This window comes from Arsenicicoccus dermatophilus (assembly GCF_022568795.1).
Classification (GTDB): Bacteria; Actinomycetota; Actinomycetes; order Actinomycetales; family Dermatophilaceae; genus Arsenicicoccus; species Arsenicicoccus dermatophilus.
The window spans coordinates 1-14,172 of record NZ_JAKZHU010000001.1 but is presented as its reverse complement, the minus strand read 5'-3'; the positions used below and the strand labels follow the sequence as shown (position 1 = coordinate 14,172).

Below are 14,172 nucleotides of genomic sequence, written 5' to 3'. Positions count from 1 at the left end.
CGGACCGGCGCGCCTCGACGCGGCGCCGGTGCTCCTGCGGGTCCGGCAGCGTCGTCTCGACCTGGATCAGGCGAGCACCTGCCGCTCGCCGGCTCACGGTGATCAGCCTGGCGGGGCGCAGCCTGTGGCAGTCTTGGCTGGCCACCGTGAGCCGGCAGGAGAACCTGACCGGCGAGAGATCAGGGACGGGGGAGCTTGCAGGCGGGGCCGGGGTTGAAGGCGCTCGCCTTGAAGCAACCTGCGGCCCACCAGGTCTGCTGCCCATAGGTGGTACCTGCGGGTGCGGTGACGCCGTTGCGGCCTTCGCAGGGGTTGTTCTCCGAGCAGGGAGACCCGTCGCCGGTCTGCACCGTGTTGACGACCCCGACGATGTCGCCGGAGCTGTCATCGATCATCGGTGAGCCGCTGGCGCCAGGACGCAGCCCGGTGCAGCTGTCCCCGGCCAGCCGCATGGAATCGTTCCAGGTCCAGTCGCCCTCGCGCAGCACAGGAACGATGGCATCGACGGCGCAACCGAGGCCGGCGGTCTTCCAGTATGCCGACGGCACGTTGACGGCCGTGCCGGGAGCTGGCCGAGTCGTGGACAGGGCACGCACACGCACGTTCGCCGAGGCGAGCTGGGAGTAGGTGGTGTTGGTCCGCACGACGGCGATGTCGGTGCGGTTCATGGTGGCGTAGACGATGCGCTCGAGCTTGATCTTGCGGACCACCCTCATCTGGCCCTCGTTGCCGGACATGACCTGGGCATCCGCAGATCCGGAGGGCCATGCCTGATCCACGACGACTTCGGTGCCGTTCAGGCGGCCCGCAGGCACGCAGTGCCCGTTGGTGAGCACGAGCGCCTTGTCGCGGTCTTGCGAGCCGGGCAACCGGACCAGCGCCGCGGAGCAGTTGTGGATCCGGACAGTGGAGTCGAAGTCGTCGAATCCCCCGGCGGCCTGAGCCACCGGCGATGAAGCCACCACCCCGACGGCGGTCAGACAGATCGATGCGGCATGGACGAGGACAGGTGATCGCATGATGTCTCCTCGAGCGTGGATCGGGATCGGGCGCACCGCCACTGCGTGACCCGCACCACCCATCGTGACCTACCCCGACACCACTCCGCCCGCTGAATGTCGTTGCAGGACAAGGTAAACAGCCGCCCACCAACATCGTGACCACCAGATCTGCCCGGCCTGGCAGAGGATCTCAGGCCGCACCGGCGCAGAGGCGGAGACCGAGAGATCCGGCACCGTCAGGGGTGGCACGTCCCGCTGACACGATGCGCCGTCACCTCCGGCACGAGCGGAGAGCGCTTCTTCGCCGCCACGCGTCTCAGACGAGGCGTGGCGCGTCGAGGTCGGTGCTGTCCAGGACCCAGGTGGCGGCTGCGCGAGGGTCCGCCTCGGCGAGGTAGAGCCGCTGCCCTCCGACATACCGGTGGTTTCTGGGGGCCTCCGGGTCGGGGTCGTGCTCCCCGAGGTAACGGGCGTAGCCGCGGGGTACCGAGGCGGCGATGGGCAACTCCACCCCGATCGAGGCGTCCCAGACATCCCGCAGCTCGGGACGGTGCCGGAAGATGCCGTCCACCAGCACGACCGTGTCGGGCCGGGGATCGACGGCCGGGGCGACGACGCCTGCGGCCCGGGCTTCCAAGGCAGTCCTGGCAGAGACACGAGCGACAGGCCCGGCGAACACTTCCCGCTGCCTGGGATGGACGGCGGGGGAATCTCGCTGTCCTGGCTATCGGGTGCAGTTCCATGCGAAGGAGAGCATGTGGGCCGCGCGGCTGTCGAGCTGGTCGAGGTCGGGGGTCACGTGGGCGGAATCCGCTTCGCGGATGTGGGTGACGTGACCGCGTCGGGCCCATCGGCGGGCGAAGTCGTTCGCGTCGTCGGCGACTCGCTCGTCGCGCCCCATGGACGCGAGCCACAGGGGTGGCAGGGGTGTGTCAGCGGAGGCCACGACGTGCAGAGGTGACACGGCTGCTCGGCCTGCACCCGAGCGCGGGAACTCGTCGGCCCAGAAGCGACCGTTCCCGTGTCTGGAGAGATCGCGGACGTCGAGGAGCGGGGCGGTCACCGCGACCCCGCCCACCTCCGGGTGCCGGGTGTCCTCGTCCAGGGCGGCGAGCAGCGCGACGAGGCCCCCGTGGGACGCGCCGCACAGGATGATCCGGCCAGGTCGGGTGAGTCCGTCAGCCACCACGTGGCGGATGATCGCGAGCAGGTCCTGGACCGCCCGACGCTTGCGCTCGCCGCGGCCGGCGGCGTGCCAGGCCGGGCCGTGCTCGCCACCGCCGCGGACCTGTGCCGTGACGACGAGGCCACCGGCTCTGGTCCAGGCCGCTGTGGTGGGTTCCGCCTCGGGCCAGTGCTCGACCCCGAAGCCGCCGTAGACGGTCAGGAGCACCGGCGGGTCGTCGCGCCTGCTGCCGCAAGGGCTGGCCGTGACGACATAGGGCACGGATGTGTCCTCGTCGCCCGGGGTGCGACGGCGTTCATGGAGGCACTGCCCCGGCGAGCCCTGGGCAGGGGCAGGGGGTATGTCGGCGGTGAGGTCGAGGCGTTCCAACCGGCTCGGGTCCTCTGCCCGGCGGGTGACCAGCCACAGGGAACGGTCGTCGTGCACCGTCATGCCTCGCAGGTCGGTCCCCAGCGGGGCCCGCCACAGCGGGGGTGTCGGATCGTCGCCCGGCTGCAGGCGCCTGACCTGCAGCTCACCGTCCTGCCGGGTCACGGCGAGGAGGGGGCCGGGTGAGGCGGTGGGCGGCCCGTCGGGACGACGATGATGGTCTTCCTGGACGACGGCGGACACGCGCCCGGCGGGCAGGCGCCAGATGATGTCCCCGGCGGGGGTCGTCAGGTGGTCGTCGACGTGCAGCAACGGACCGCTGCTCACCAGGTGTGTGGGGATCGAGCTCGGTATGTCGAGAAGCGGGCTGCCGGCCGGCTCGGCCACGACCGGTGCCGGACGCCCGGGACGCTCGTCGGGCTCCCGGACGAGCGTGATGCGGGTGCTCCGTGTCGTGCGTTCCACCAGGACGACCCGCGTCCGGCCCTCGTGGACCGTCGTGGCCAAGGACCGGACGGCGCCGTCGGGGTGCTCAGGGCACAGCAGGACCTGGCCCTGCGTCGTCAGCAGGGGTCTCGTCGTGGGCGAGATCCCCTGGGCCAGCACGTCACCCGGCGGGTGTCCGGGGCCGCAGACCCAGCGCAGGGCGCGTCGCTCGCTGCCGGGCTCGCGCTCCAGGACGGCGCAGGCTCCACCTCCCGACAGGATGGACACGGGATCGGTGACCGGCAGGTCCAGCCGGCCAGGGTCCTGGTGGACCAGCTGATACCGGGTGCTGCGCCATACGCCGACGTCTGCCTCGCGGCCGTCTCGTGCTGGGCGGTGGATGTGCATCAGACCCCAGGGCGTCGGCCTCGGCACGGACCACCTGGCGCCTGCGCCGATCTCACGGATCTGCTCGAGGAACCACTCCGCCGAGCCGACCGCCGTCATCGACCGATCCCGTCGAGGCCGCCGGCGGACGGCGCGGCGAACCATCCCACGTGGCCGCCGTCGCGCAGCGGGCTGGGTGCGGCAAAGGTACGTAGCGGTGTGCCCGGCGCGTGGACGTCGACCAGGTGCACCTGACCGTGGCCGCCGCGGGTGACGAGCACGGTCTCTGCCTCGGGACAGGCAGCGACCGATCGCCGGTCTGCGTCGTCCCAGGGCTCGTGCCCGCGGCGGGGGCCGTGGGCCAGTCGCGGCAGGGACCATGTCCCACGCGATCTCAGGTCGGTCAGGTCGTGTGCGATCAGCTCGTCCCCGTCCGGGTGCACGCGGGTGGTGACCAGAGCGGTGGGGGTCAGGGCACATCGGAACACCAGACCGGGGCCGATGGGTGCAAGGTGGGTACGTCCGGTGTCCAGGTGATGGACCCACAGGTGGTTGTCCCAGTCGTCCCACCGCAGGGGATCCTCACCGCCGCGGCGCAGCGTAGCTGCGACGAGCCGTCGGCGGGGGCAGCACCGCAGGTAATAGGCCCGGCCCACGTCGCTGCTGGTCCCGCTCTGCCCAGCGTTCCAGGGAACGACCCCCAGGGGGCGAGGCGAGCCGTCCTCCACCGCGAATCGTTCCAGCCCGCGCTCGGTGGCGATCAGCAGGCAGCGGCTGATCGGGTCCCAGGCATCCCCGTGGCCTGCGTCTCCCACCTCGTGGATGACCTGTCCGTCGAGGTGGGGCACGTGTGGACCTGCAGCAGCCACCTCGACGATCCCCAACGCCTGGACGGCCCCTGGCGCGCGATGACGCAGCAGGACCTCGTGATCGGTGAGCGCGATGCCCGGCTCACCCACCCGGGTACGGACCCGCCGCGCTCGTGGTCGCCCGGGAGCAGCCAGGTCCACGAGCGTGAGCTGATCGCTGCTCGGTTCGAAGGAGTCTCCCGCCCCGGTGCTCACGGCAAGCCAGCGCCCGTCGGGGCTGCACGCCAGGTGCTCTCCGGGGATGGCGACCGGGACCCGCTCCACCGACGTTCGGCCGGAGCCGGGGGTGAGCAGCACCAGCTCCCCCGCCGCGTCGTCGACGAAGGCGATCCGCCCGTCCGGGAGCTGGAGCAGCCCGGCGTGCTCGGCGAGAGCGGTATCCGTCAGAACGGTCTCCCACCGGGCCGACTGCGGATCGAAGGTATGGACGGTCTGGGCGCGCTGGTCGGCAACCACCAGGAGCGTCGTGTGTGGATCCTGTGAACAACCCATAGTGTTGAGAACGATACTCATTAAAGTTATGGTCGGATAGTCATCGACCCTCGGTGACGTTGCATCACTGAAATGAGAGGAGAACACCATGGAGAACGACATCGCCGTGGAGATCCAGGAGACCGAGCACCTGGCCCACCTGTCTGCGTCGCACTCGAACGCCCTCGTGGAGAACCCCTTCGAGGTCTGACGCGTTCGCTGCGGGCCCGTGGCCACGTCGCTGCGGGCCCGCAGCCCTGACCGAGACCGTGCTCATGAGCTGTGAGGACCTTTCATGCCGACGAGTCCCCCCTCGTCCGGGTCGCGTGTCGTCCGCGCGGCCGACGGAGCCTTCCTTCGCATCGCCCCCCAAGCCTCGACCGCTCAGGTGGACGAGGTTCTCGCGCAGCGCGCCGCACGTCGGCGTCCTCAGCGAGCCGGGATCCGCGTCCGTGGGGACGCACCGCAGATCTTCGGCCCCGCCCTGAGCGCGCTCGCGCAGGTGGGCAGCCCGCAGGAGGTCACCGACCGCACCTGTGCCGCCCCTGCCGACGCCTCGCTCACCCTGGCCCTGCACGCCATCCGCAACCAGGACGACGAGGACATCGCGGACGCGGACCTGGCGGCCGGTCTCGCGGTCGTGCGGGTTCACCGCGAGGACGATGTGCTCTTCGTCCACCCGCTCGCCGACCCGTCAGATCCGCGCGCCGTCCGGGCCGTCGACGTGCGCGCCCGGAGGATGGCGGCCAGCCCCGCACCCGAGCACCTCGCACGAACCTGGCACGAGGTGGGCGGCGACCCGCTCCTCGACCTGCCACCAGTCGCCGCGGCGCTGGCGGCCGCGCACGTCCTGGAATCCTGCTTGGACCTTCTCCACCAGGTTCCCACCCGCGGACCGAGCCTGCTGTTCCGGCTGGAGATGACCCCCCTGCGTCGCAGCGAGCACCCCGTGCTGCGGGTGCCCGAGACGGAGCCGCTTCCATGAGAACTCGTTCGACCGATGCGACCCCGACCGATGCGACCTTGATCGACGTCGTCGCCGGCGACGGCACCACGCTGCGCACCCTGCACGTGCCGTCCTGCCCCGAGCGGGCTCGCGGCACCGTGCTGATCCGGACCCCCTACGACGCGTCGAGGCTCGTGCCCGAGGCGTCGAGCTGGGCCCGCGCGGGATACCACGCCTACGTCCAGGACGTGAGAGGCCGCCACGGATCTGGCGGGCGGTGGATCCCCTACGAGCACGAAGGATCGGACGGAGCCGACACCGTACGCGCGCTGGCGACGGCCGGGCGGGTGCAGGGTGCCTTGTTGCTGAGCGGCTCGTCGTACGGCGCCCATGCCGCCCTCGAGGCCGCCAGGGTGCTGACCCGAACAGGCGGACCCAGGCCGGCCGGGATCGTGGCCATGGTGCCGGCGCTCGGGCTGTGGGACACCGCGCATGCCCCCGACGGGACCCCCCGCGTGCGAGACCGCCTCGGGTGGTGGCTGCAGCACGGGTGCGGACGGGTCTCAGGTCCGCCCGTGTCCCCGGCCGCCCTCGACCTGCTGTGCGCCCGGGCCGAGCAGGGCGGCGTCCGATCGGTGCTGGACGACCTGCCGCCGGAGATCCTCGCCGTCCTGCCCCGGTCAACGGCTGCCACCGCGCAGGCGGACCTGCCCGTGCTGTGGCGACGGCTCTGGGACGCACCCCGGCCTGACCCCGTCGCCCGGTGGTCGCCGATGAACCTGCCTGTCCTGGTGGTGACCGGCGACCACGACTTCTTCGCCGAGGACGCGCGGCTGCTCGCCGGATCGTGGCCCGGCCCGGCATCCCTGGTCACGGGTGACTGGGGCCATGGGATGGGCACCGAGCTGGCCCAGGACCACCCGGTCAGGGCCGCGCTGCGCACCTGGGGCGGACTGATGCCTGTCGTCACGGCCTGGGCCGAAGCGGCAGCCGCGTACCACCCCACCACCCTCCAAGCGCGGCGGCTGCAGACCTGGCTGCGCCTGGACCCCCGCTCCGGATGGATCCCCACCTCCCCCAGGAGAGCTGCATGAGCATCACCGACCGCCAGGCCTGGCCCCTGGACGCCCTCGTCGACGAGCAGTGCGGGATCATCCGCCGAGTGCGTGAGGTCCTCACTCCCGAGCGGGCACCACAGGCCTACACATCCCTGACCGCAGAGGTGTCCGACGCACGCCGCCTCGGCGAGTGGCCCGCCGATCGGGTATCGCTCGGAACGACCTTCGGCGACGCCCAAGGCGCCTGGATGGCCGCGGTCGGCGAGGCCTGCGAGAGGTACTGCGGCAACCACCTTCCTCCCGGGGGCGAGGGTCTGCGCCAGGGGACCGCACGGGAGCTGCGTGCCGAGGGCCTGGAGGTGATCGACCTCGAGACGCTGCCACGGTTCGCGGACTGGCAGCTCGCCCGCCCGGGGTTCGAGTGCACCGACCTCACGCAGGACACCCCGACCCTGTGGGTACCCTGCGCCGAGGACCATCCCGACCTGGCTGCCCGGGGTGCCGGCCCGCAGGTGTGGGCGCCGTCCAGCCTGGTGCACCTGAACTGGCGGCTGCGCCGCTACCGCCACCTGCCCAGGGTGCACCATCTCAACTACGCCGGCATCGCGACCGGTCAGGGTCTGGCCGACGCGATCGACCGGGCACTCTTCGAGGTCGTCGAGAGGGACGCCCTCGAGCTGTGGTGGCACCTGGACGGCCCTGCCCGCGGGATCGATCCAGCCACCGTGCCCGGGCTGACCGAGGCCATGCAGGGATGTGACCTGCGGTTCTGGGTCGTGGTGATGCCCTCCGACCTAGCACCGGCCTTCGCGGCCCTGGTCCACGATCCCCTCACGGACGTGTATGCCGCAGGCTTCTCGGCCAAGGCAGACCCGGCCGAGGCCGCCCGCAAAGCGGTTCTGGAGGCGGTGCACACCTGGATCTACACGCTGGGCACCGTCGAGGCCGACGGGTGGGTCTACCAGGCCGTCGAGGCGGGCCTCATGGCCAAAGGCCTGCACCTGGAGCACCGGAGCGACCGACGCTACCTGGACAGCGCAGGGGACCAGCTGCGCCTGGTCCGAGACCTGGGCGCCCACGTCCAGCTGTGGCAGGACCCTCGGCTCCACCACCTCGCAGGCAGGTTCACGCAGCCGTCGCTCGGGACGGGGTCGTTGACCGAGGTGTCCCCGGTGCCGGCCTCCATCCTGCGCCGCCGGCTGGCAGAGGCCGGGCACCGGGTCGTCGTCCATGACCTCACGACCCCGGACATCGCCCCCACGGGGCTGCGCGTGGCCCGGGTCCTCGTGGGCGACCTGGTCCCCAACGCCCCAGCCGCGTTCGCCTACTACGGCATGCCGCGGTTCGCGCAGGCGGCCCGGTCCTGGGGCCGTCCCGTCCCCGCCGGGCCGGACGACCTGACCCTGGCCCCCGCACCGCACATGTGAGGATGCGATGACCTCTCCCACGGACGACCGGGCCTTCACTGCGCTCTCTCCCGGACCCATGACGCACCCCGGTCCCCGCGCGAACCGGTGGCTCGGACCCGCCGTACGCCCTGGCAGCGGATGCGAGGCCCCGCTCGGGAAGCTGGTCCGGATCCTCGGCTGGGGACCCGACCACCACCTCGAGCCCGGGACGGGCCGGCCCACCCGCCTCAGGCGCCGGGGCGCACCCTCCGCCGGCGCGTGCCAGCCCGTGCAGTGGCACGTGGCGTGCGGACGTGGCTTCGACCTGCCCGTCGGGCACCACGTGCTCGACCCCGACACCGGGTCGTTCACCCGGCGCGCCTCCGGCCCGGAACGGGGTGCGACCGCACCGGGCCGGGCCAGGGTGACCCTGACCGCGCTGCCGCGGCGCACGGCGGCGCGCTACCACCATCGCGCAGCACCATGCGTCATCGGTGACGCGGCCTATGCCTACGCCTTGCTCAGGGCGGGTCTGACGGGCGCCGGCGTGCCCTGGCAGACCGTCCGTGCCGATGCCGCCGCCCTCGCGCAGGCCGTCGGCCTGCCCGACGTGGACACCTGGTCCCTCGTGTGGCCGGGATCCGCCCCGGAGACCGCCCTGCTGGCGGTCGAGATCCGTGCCGGCACCACCGACCCGGACACGGGAGTCGAGGGCGATGCGGACCCGCTGGGCATCGCCCTCCCCGTCGGGCTGGACACACCTGCCCCTTCCTGGATCCCCGGCATCGTCGAGCTCGGTGTCGACCGACCTCCACCTCTGCCGCAGGAGCCGCCACCGCCCCTGTCGTACGCCGTGCTCCGCACCCGGCGCAGCCCGGATCCCCGCAGCCTGACCGACCGCACCCGAGCCGGCGGCGCTGGCACCGCGCACGGTCGGCCACCGCTGGGACCGTGGTGCTCCGGGCAGCACTGGATCGACGGCTGCCGCACGGTCCGGCTCTACCACGCCGAGCCTGACCCGGCCCAGCAGTGGCAGGCCCACCACCAGGCCGCCCTCGACCTGACCCGTGCCCTGGCCACCGGACGGGGCGGGCGCCCCGTGTCCGGGTGGGTCCACGGCCCGGTCCACGGCCACGTCAGCCACGCCCTCGTCCTGGAGGACGCATGATCAGCCCCGCCGTCGAGGCTCCGGCTCCGCTCGCTGCAGAGGAGCGGTCCGATCCACCGATCACCAGGCTCGTCGCCCGCGCCGTCGACGTCCGCCTGTGGCGGCTGGCTGCGCGGCATCCTCGACGGCTCGGCGCGACCGTGCTGCTCCAGCTGGGGGTCACCGTCACCTACTGGGTCCAGGCGATCTGCCTGGCCCTGACCCTGGCCCGGGTCGCGGGCGCGGCGCGGGGGGCAACGGCTGCGCAGGACGTCTGGGGACCTGTGGCCGGGGTGCTGGCCTGCCTGATGACGCGGGCACTGCTGGTCCTGGCGCAGGCGCGCGCGGCGGCCCGTCTGGGTGCGGCGGTGCGTGGATGCCTGCGAGAGCAGGTCCTGCGGTCCTTGCTGACCCCGGCTCGGCTGTATGACGCGTCCGACCGGATGGGCGCCCGCCGGCTGGCGCTCACCGAGGGGGTGGAGGGGGTCGATGCCTACGCCAGCACCTACATCCCGGCGGCGCTGCAGGTCTGGTGCCTGTGCCCGGTGATCCTCGTGGTGCTCGCGGTGCTGGATCCTTGGGCTGCGGCGGCTCTCGCGGCGTGCATCGCGGTGGCCGTCCTGGGGCCGCGCGCCTGGCGCCGGCTTCTCCTGCGGCGTGGGCGCAGCCACTGGGACAGCTACGAGGCCCTGAGCGCAGACCACCTGGAGTCCTTGCGGGTCATGCCGACGCTGCGGGTGCTGGGCGCGGTGCACCGTCGTCGGGCGGCCCTCGCGGCGCGCTCGGACGCCCTGCACCGCGACACGGTCTCGACGATGCGGCTGTCGCTGCTGGACACCGGGCTGATCGATCTCGGCATCCAGGCGGGTCTGCTGCTGGCCTCAGGTCTGGCAGCGCTGCACGCGGTCGGCCTCGGCCCCGGCGGTGGCGAGACGGCTCAGCCCTACCTGGTGCTGCTGCTGGCCTCGGAGGCCTTCCGACCCGTGCGTGACCTGGCACGGGCCTGGCACGCCGGCTACCTGGGGCTGTCGGCCCTGGACAGCCTGGACGCCGCGCTGCATCCCGGGTCGTCCGCCGTGGCGTCGCCCACGGCTTGCGCCGGGCGACCGGCCGCCGAGCCGAGCCCGCTCGCGGGCCAGGAGGTCCGCGAGCTCGTCCTGGAGGACGTCGAGTTCAGCTACGGCCCGGAAGTCCCCGTCCTGCGCGGTGCCACGCTCGCGCTGCGGCCCGGCCGGCTGGTCGCCCTCACGGGCCCCTCGGGCTCCGGCAAGTCGACGCTGCTCGACCTGGCTCTCGGTCTGCTCCAGCCCCAGCGGGGGTCGGTCCGGCGCCCGGACCACGTCGCCGTGGTGTCCCAGCGCTCCTACCTCTTCCCCGGGACGGTGGCGCAGACGTTGCGCACGAGCAACCCCTCCGCCCCGGAGGCAGAGCTGTGGGAGGCGCTCGAGTCCGTGGGGCTTGCCGGGACGGTGCGAGGCTGGCCCGACGGGCTGGCCACCCGCATCGGGGAGGCAGGGCACGACCTGTCGGGCGGGCAGCGTCAGCGCCTGGCGGTCGCCCGAGCCCTGCTCGCCCGGGCCGACCTCCTGCTGCTGGACGAGCCCACCAGCGCCCTGGACGAGGGGGCCTCGCGTCAGGTCCTCGCCACGCTGCGGACCCGGTCCCGGAGTGCGATCGTGGTGATGATCGCCCATCGCCCCGAGGCCCTGGCCGCCGCCGACCTGGTCCTGCGCCTCGAGGAGGGCAAGGTCGTCGAGGTCCCGGCCGAGGAGTCGAGCGGATCCGACGTCCCGGTGGACGACGGTGTCCCTGCGGGGACCGGCGTCCCCGCACCCGTCGGCGGTGACGACAAGCAGGGCCGGGCGGCGCTGGAGGGGCCCGGGACGACCGGGGGCCGATCGACCGTCCAGGACATGGCCCGCCTGCTGCCCCACCTGCGTCCGGAGCGAGCAGCGCTGGCCTGGACCACGGTGGTGGACCTGGCCGCGGCCGTCTCTCTCGTGGGCCTGTCGGTGGCCACGGCCCACCTCGTCGCCACCGCCGTCGTGGACCGCCGGGTCGACGGTCCGGGATGGTGGGTGGCTGCCGTCCTGCTGGCCCTCGTGCGGCCGGTGCTGACCTGGCACGAGATGGACATCTCTCACGACGTGGCCTACCGGGTGCTGGCCCGGCTGCGGATGGCCCTGTATGACGGCTACGCCCGCGGGGTGCCGTCACGACGCGCCGTGCACTCCGGCCGGTTGGCGGCCACGGCGATGTCCGACGTCGAACGGCTCGAGTTCTTCTACGCGCATACCGTCGCCCAGCTGGCGGCCGCCGCCGTGCTGGTGCTGGTGGCGGTGCCGCTGCTCGCTCTGCTCTCTCCCGCCATGGCGGTGGTCCTGCTGCTGGGCACCTCCCTGCTGGCCCTGGTGACGGTCGCGGTCCAGGGCCGGGGGGACCGGTGGGGCGAGGCGCAGCAGGCGAGGTTGGCGGACCTGTCCTCGACGGTCGTCGACCTCCTGGCTGGCACGAGAGAGATCCTGGTCCTGGGCCGGCGCGAGCAGGCTGTGACCGACCTGTCGGCCCTGGCGGAGCACATGGACGTGCCGGCGCGCCGCATCCGCCTGCTGGAGGCACTGGGGACCACGGCCCGGGAAGCCGTCGTGGTGGCTACCGCCGTCGCGCTGCTCCTCGCCGCCTGGGCGCAGCCGGGGACGGACCCGGTGTGGCTGCCGTGCCTGCTGGCAGGGGCCCTGACGGTGCTGGCGCCGGTCGCGGAGGCGATCGCCACCACGGCCCGTCTGCAGCCGCACCGGGCCTGCGCCCGCCGGGTGGCCGACGGCATCGACCTGGGCTGCGACGCGTCTGCTCCCGCCGTGGGGGACGACCACGTCCCAGAGGTGCCGGCGGAGGCGGACCGGCGAGCCGTGGTCACGCGTGGGGCGGTCGTCAGGCTCGGCGACCGGTCCCGGGTGCGGGTGCCCGACCTCGACCTGGGCGCGGGGGAGCATGTGGGCATCGCGGGCCCGTCGGGCATCGGGAAGTCCACCTTGGCGCGGCTGCTCGTGGGCCTGTGGGAGCAGGACGAGGGCCTGGTGCTCGTCGCGGGGCGACCCCGGCCCGGATCCCGGACGACGAACGGCCACGAGTGGTGCAGCTGGTCGAGCAGGACGCCCCCCTGGTGCACGGGACCCTGGCCGACAACCTGCGCCTCGGCGCGTGGCAGGCATCGCCGGAGGAGCTGACCGACGCCCTGTCACGAGCCGGCCTGCCCCTGACGCGGGCGACCTTCCCCGACGGCCTGGACACCCTCCTGGGCGAGGGCGGGGCAACCTTGTCCGGAGGCGAGCGAGCGCGGGTCTGCCTGGCCCGGGCGCTGCTGCTGGATCCTGCGATCCTGGTCCTCGACGAGGTGACGGCCTCCTTGGACGCCGCCGCCGAAGACGCGGTGATGACTGCGGTGTCCCGGCTCGGGTGCACCGTCCTGGTCATCAGCCACCGGGAGCGGACCCTCGCCACCTGTCATCGCGTCGTGCGGTGGTCCTGAAGGAGGCTTCGCCCCGGACAGTCCTCAGCCCGGGTAGAGCGCGGCGTTGATGGTCGTCACGGCGTCAAGATTGCCCCAGGTGCCGGGCAGCAGCTGGGCCGCAGGGATGCCCACGAGCCGGCTGGCACGCACAGCCTTGATGTCAGGCAGATTCCGGCGCAGCCACTCCCGGGTGCGACGCTCGTGCTCGGGTCCGGTGGTCCCGAAGACGATGACCTCGGGATTCTTCGCAAGCAGCGTCTCGCGGGAGACCTCTGCGGCGAAGAAGGACGCGAAGGCCGGGTCCTGGGGGGTGAACACGCTGCGGCCACCGGCGGCCTTGCCGATGCTGTGCTCGACCCCGGCACCGATGGCCGTGATGGTGTCCCCCTCGACGAAGAGCTGAGCCATGGTCGGCTGCGGCTTGCCGCGAGCCCGGTCAGCAGCGGCCCGCAGCTGTGCCTCGGCCTGGCGACGCAGCTCGGCAGCGGCCGGCTGGACGTGCAGGATCGCACCGAGCGCGTCGATGTCGCTCAGCAGGTCGGTCACCTCGGCCGTGGATCGGCGAGCGGGGCAGCCGGCCGCCGCGACATACGTCGATGCCCCCGCTGCCTTGAGCTGCTCCTGCGTGGCATAGCCCTTCTCACCGGTGAACTCGTATGTCGTCGGCGAGAGCACGAGATCGGGCTGGGCGGCCAGGAGAGCCTCACGCGCCGGGGGGCCCATGGTGCTGAGCACACGCGGGTTGCCGCCGGCCGAGCTCACCGACGGCGGGACGGGCTGGCCGTCCGTCTGGGCGACACCCACGACGGCACGCCCGGCCCCCACCGAGCAACCAGGTCGGCCTGACCCGGGTTGAGAGCGACGATCCGTCGAACGGTAGCGGGATAGGTGGCGGCCTTGCCGCACATGGTCACGTGGGAGCGGCCTCCCTGCAAGGAGGCCGACGACCCGGTGGGGGTGACCGCGCCGCCGCACCCGGTCAGCAGGATCGAGATCCCGGCGAGCGCGACAGCGCCGAAGCATCGAGATCGCCTCGCCAGCAGGCGGTCGTAGGTGGACGTCATGGGCTCTGCGCTCCGATCAACTCATGGACAGGGTCGGTCCGAGTAGGGGTAGAGGGTCGACGGAAGGAGAGGACGGTGCCACCGCGCGGGTCCGGCAGGGCACGAGACGACACCCGGAGCACCTGGTCCACCACGGCTGGAGTCAGGACGGACTCCACGGGACCCTCCGCGCATACCGTCCCCTGGTCGAGAACCACGGCCCGGCGGCAATAGGTCAGAGCCAGGTTGACGTCGTGCAGGGCGGCAAGGACGGTGGCGCCCCGGTGGGTGACCAGGTGGAGAAGCTCATGCTGGAAGCCCAGGTCCGCATGGTTCGTCGGCTCGTCGAGGATCAGGACGGGCGCCGCCG

At 72.8% G+C, this 14,172-nt stretch carries 13 protein-coding genes; 7 read left to right on the top strand and 6 right to left on the bottom strand.

Features of this window, described 5'->3' with window-relative positions; genetic code table 11:
- Window positions 1–179: 179 nt before the first annotated feature.
- The 4 genes from MM438_RS00060 to MM438_RS00045 all read right to left on the bottom strand — a co-directional run bounded on the left by MM438_RS00060 (window position 180) and on the right by MM438_RS00045 (window position 4,694).
- Window positions 180–1,019 (bottom strand): trypsin-like peptidase domain-containing protein, encoded by an 840-nt coding sequence (locus MM438_RS00060; RefSeq protein WP_241449213.1) that lies wholly within the window; start codon window positions 1,017–1,019, stop codon window positions 180–182.
- A 298-nt stretch (window positions 1,020–1,317) separates the two neighbouring features.
- The gene (locus tag MM438_RS00055) at window positions 1,318–1,638 is read right to left on the bottom strand and encodes a nucleoside/nucleotide kinase family protein (protein WP_241449212.1); all 321 of its coding nucleotides are present in this window, start codon (window positions 1,636–1,638) and stop codon (window positions 1,318–1,320) included.
- An 87-nt stretch (window positions 1,639–1,725) separates the two neighbouring features.
- Window positions 1,726–3,489 (bottom strand): prolyl oligopeptidase family serine peptidase, encoded by a 1,764-nt coding sequence (locus tag MM438_RS00050; RefSeq protein ID WP_241449211.1) that lies wholly within the window; start codon window positions 3,487–3,489, stop codon window positions 1,726–1,728.
- Entirely contained in the window at window positions 3,486–4,694 is a 1,209-nt protein-coding gene (locus tag MM438_RS00045; protein ID WP_241449210.1) for an NHL repeat-containing protein, read from the bottom strand. The genes MM438_RS00050 and MM438_RS00045 overlap by 4 nt, the downstream gene beginning before the upstream one ends.
- Before the next feature lie 124 nt (window positions 4,695–4,818).
- On the opposite strand from MM438_RS00045, the gene amiA reads away from it, so the two are divergent.
- The 7 genes from amiA to MM438_RS16070 all read left to right on the top strand — a co-directional run bounded on the left by amiA (window position 4,819) and on the right by MM438_RS16070 (window position 12,777).
- Window positions 4,819–4,920 (top strand): streptamidine family RiPP, encoded by a 102-nt coding sequence (gene amiA / locus MM438_RS00040; protein WP_241449209.1) that lies wholly within the window; start codon window positions 4,819–4,821, stop codon window positions 4,918–4,920.
- Window positions 4,921–5,004: 84 nt separating this feature from the next.
- Entirely contained in the window at window positions 5,005–5,694 is a 690-nt protein-coding gene (locus MM438_RS00035) for a hypothetical protein (RefSeq protein ID WP_241449208.1), read from the top strand.
- A complete protein-coding gene (locus MM438_RS00030; RefSeq protein ID WP_241449207.1) occupies window positions 5,691–6,749 on the top strand; it encodes a CocE/NonD family hydrolase in 1,059 nt (352 codons plus the stop codon). Before MM438_RS00035 ends, MM438_RS00030 begins: the two co-directional genes overlap by 4 nt.
- Window positions 6,746–8,140, top strand: a complete 1,395-nt coding sequence (locus MM438_RS00025; RefSeq protein ID WP_241449206.1) for a YcaO-like family protein — start codon at window positions 6,746–6,748, stop codon at window positions 8,138–8,140. Before MM438_RS00030 ends, MM438_RS00025 begins: the two co-directional genes overlap by 4 nt.
- Before the next feature lie 7 nt (window positions 8,141–8,147).
- The gene (locus tag MM438_RS00020; protein ID WP_241449205.1) at window positions 8,148–9,269 is read left to right on the top strand and encodes a hypothetical protein; all 1,122 of its coding nucleotides are present in this window, start codon (window positions 8,148–8,150) and stop codon (window positions 9,267–9,269) included.
- The gene (locus MM438_RS00015) at window positions 9,266–12,475 is read left to right on the top strand and encodes an ATP-binding cassette domain-containing protein (protein WP_277627892.1); all 3,210 of its coding nucleotides are present in this window, start codon (window positions 9,266–9,268) and stop codon (window positions 12,473–12,475) included. Before MM438_RS00020 ends, MM438_RS00015 begins: the two co-directional genes overlap by 4 nt.
- Window positions 12,412–12,777 (top strand): ATP-binding cassette domain-containing protein, encoded by a 366-nt coding sequence (locus tag MM438_RS16070; protein ID WP_338155481.1) that lies wholly within the window; start codon window positions 12,412–12,414, stop codon window positions 12,775–12,777. The genes MM438_RS00015 and MM438_RS16070 overlap by 64 nt, the downstream gene beginning before the upstream one ends.
- A 24-nt stretch (window positions 12,778–12,801) precedes the next feature.
- Here MM438_RS16070 and MM438_RS00010 read toward each other — a convergent pair whose 3' ends face one another.
- Together MM438_RS00010 and MM438_RS16540 are read right to left on the bottom strand one after the other, a co-directional pair.
- Window positions 12,802–13,521 carry an ABC transporter substrate-binding protein gene (locus MM438_RS00010; RefSeq protein ID WP_338155555.1) on the bottom strand — a complete coding sequence of 240 codons (720 nt, stop codon included), beginning with the start codon at window positions 13,519–13,521 and terminating at the stop codon, window positions 12,802–12,804.
- Window positions 13,518–13,823, bottom strand: a complete 306-nt coding sequence (locus MM438_RS16540) for a hypothetical protein (protein ID WP_241449203.1) — start codon at window positions 13,821–13,823, stop codon at window positions 13,518–13,520. The genes MM438_RS00010 and MM438_RS16540 overlap by 4 nt, the downstream gene beginning before the upstream one ends.
- Window positions 13,824–14,172 lie beyond the last annotated feature (349 nt).

Excerpts from the sequence above, each read along its gene's own strand:
- MM438_RS00060 (WP_241449213.1), bottom strand. The coding sequence starts at position 1,019 with ATGCGATCACCTGTCCTCGTCCATGCCGCATCGATCTGTCTGACCGCC.
- MM438_RS00050 (WP_241449211.1), bottom strand. The coding sequence starts at position 3,489 with ATGACGGCGGTCGGCTCGGCGGAGTGGTTCCTCGAGCAGATCCGTGAG.
- amiA (WP_241449209.1), top strand. The coding sequence starts at position 4,819 with ATGGAGAACGACATCGCCGTGGAGATCCAGGAGACCGAGCACCTGGCC.
- MM438_RS00035 (WP_241449208.1), top strand. The coding sequence starts at position 5,005 with ATGCCGACGAGTCCCCCCTCGTCCGGGTCGCGTGTCGTCCGCGCGGCC.
- MM438_RS00030 (WP_241449207.1), top strand. The coding sequence starts at position 5,691 with ATGAGAACTCGTTCGACCGATGCGACCCCGACCGATGCGACCTTGATC.
- MM438_RS00025 (WP_241449206.1), top strand. The coding sequence starts at position 6,746 with ATGAGCATCACCGACCGCCAGGCCTGGCCCCTGGACGCCCTCGTCGAC.
- MM438_RS00020 (WP_241449205.1), top strand. The coding sequence starts at position 8,148 with ATGACCTCTCCCACGGACGACCGGGCCTTCACTGCGCTCTCTCCCGGA.
- MM438_RS00015 (WP_277627892.1), top strand. The coding sequence starts at position 9,266 with ATGATCAGCCCCGCCGTCGAGGCTCCGGCTCCGCTCGCTGCAGAGGAG.
- MM438_RS16540 (WP_241449203.1), bottom strand. The coding sequence starts at position 13,823 with ATGACGTCCACCTACGACCGCCTGCTGGCGAGGCGATCTCGATGCTTC.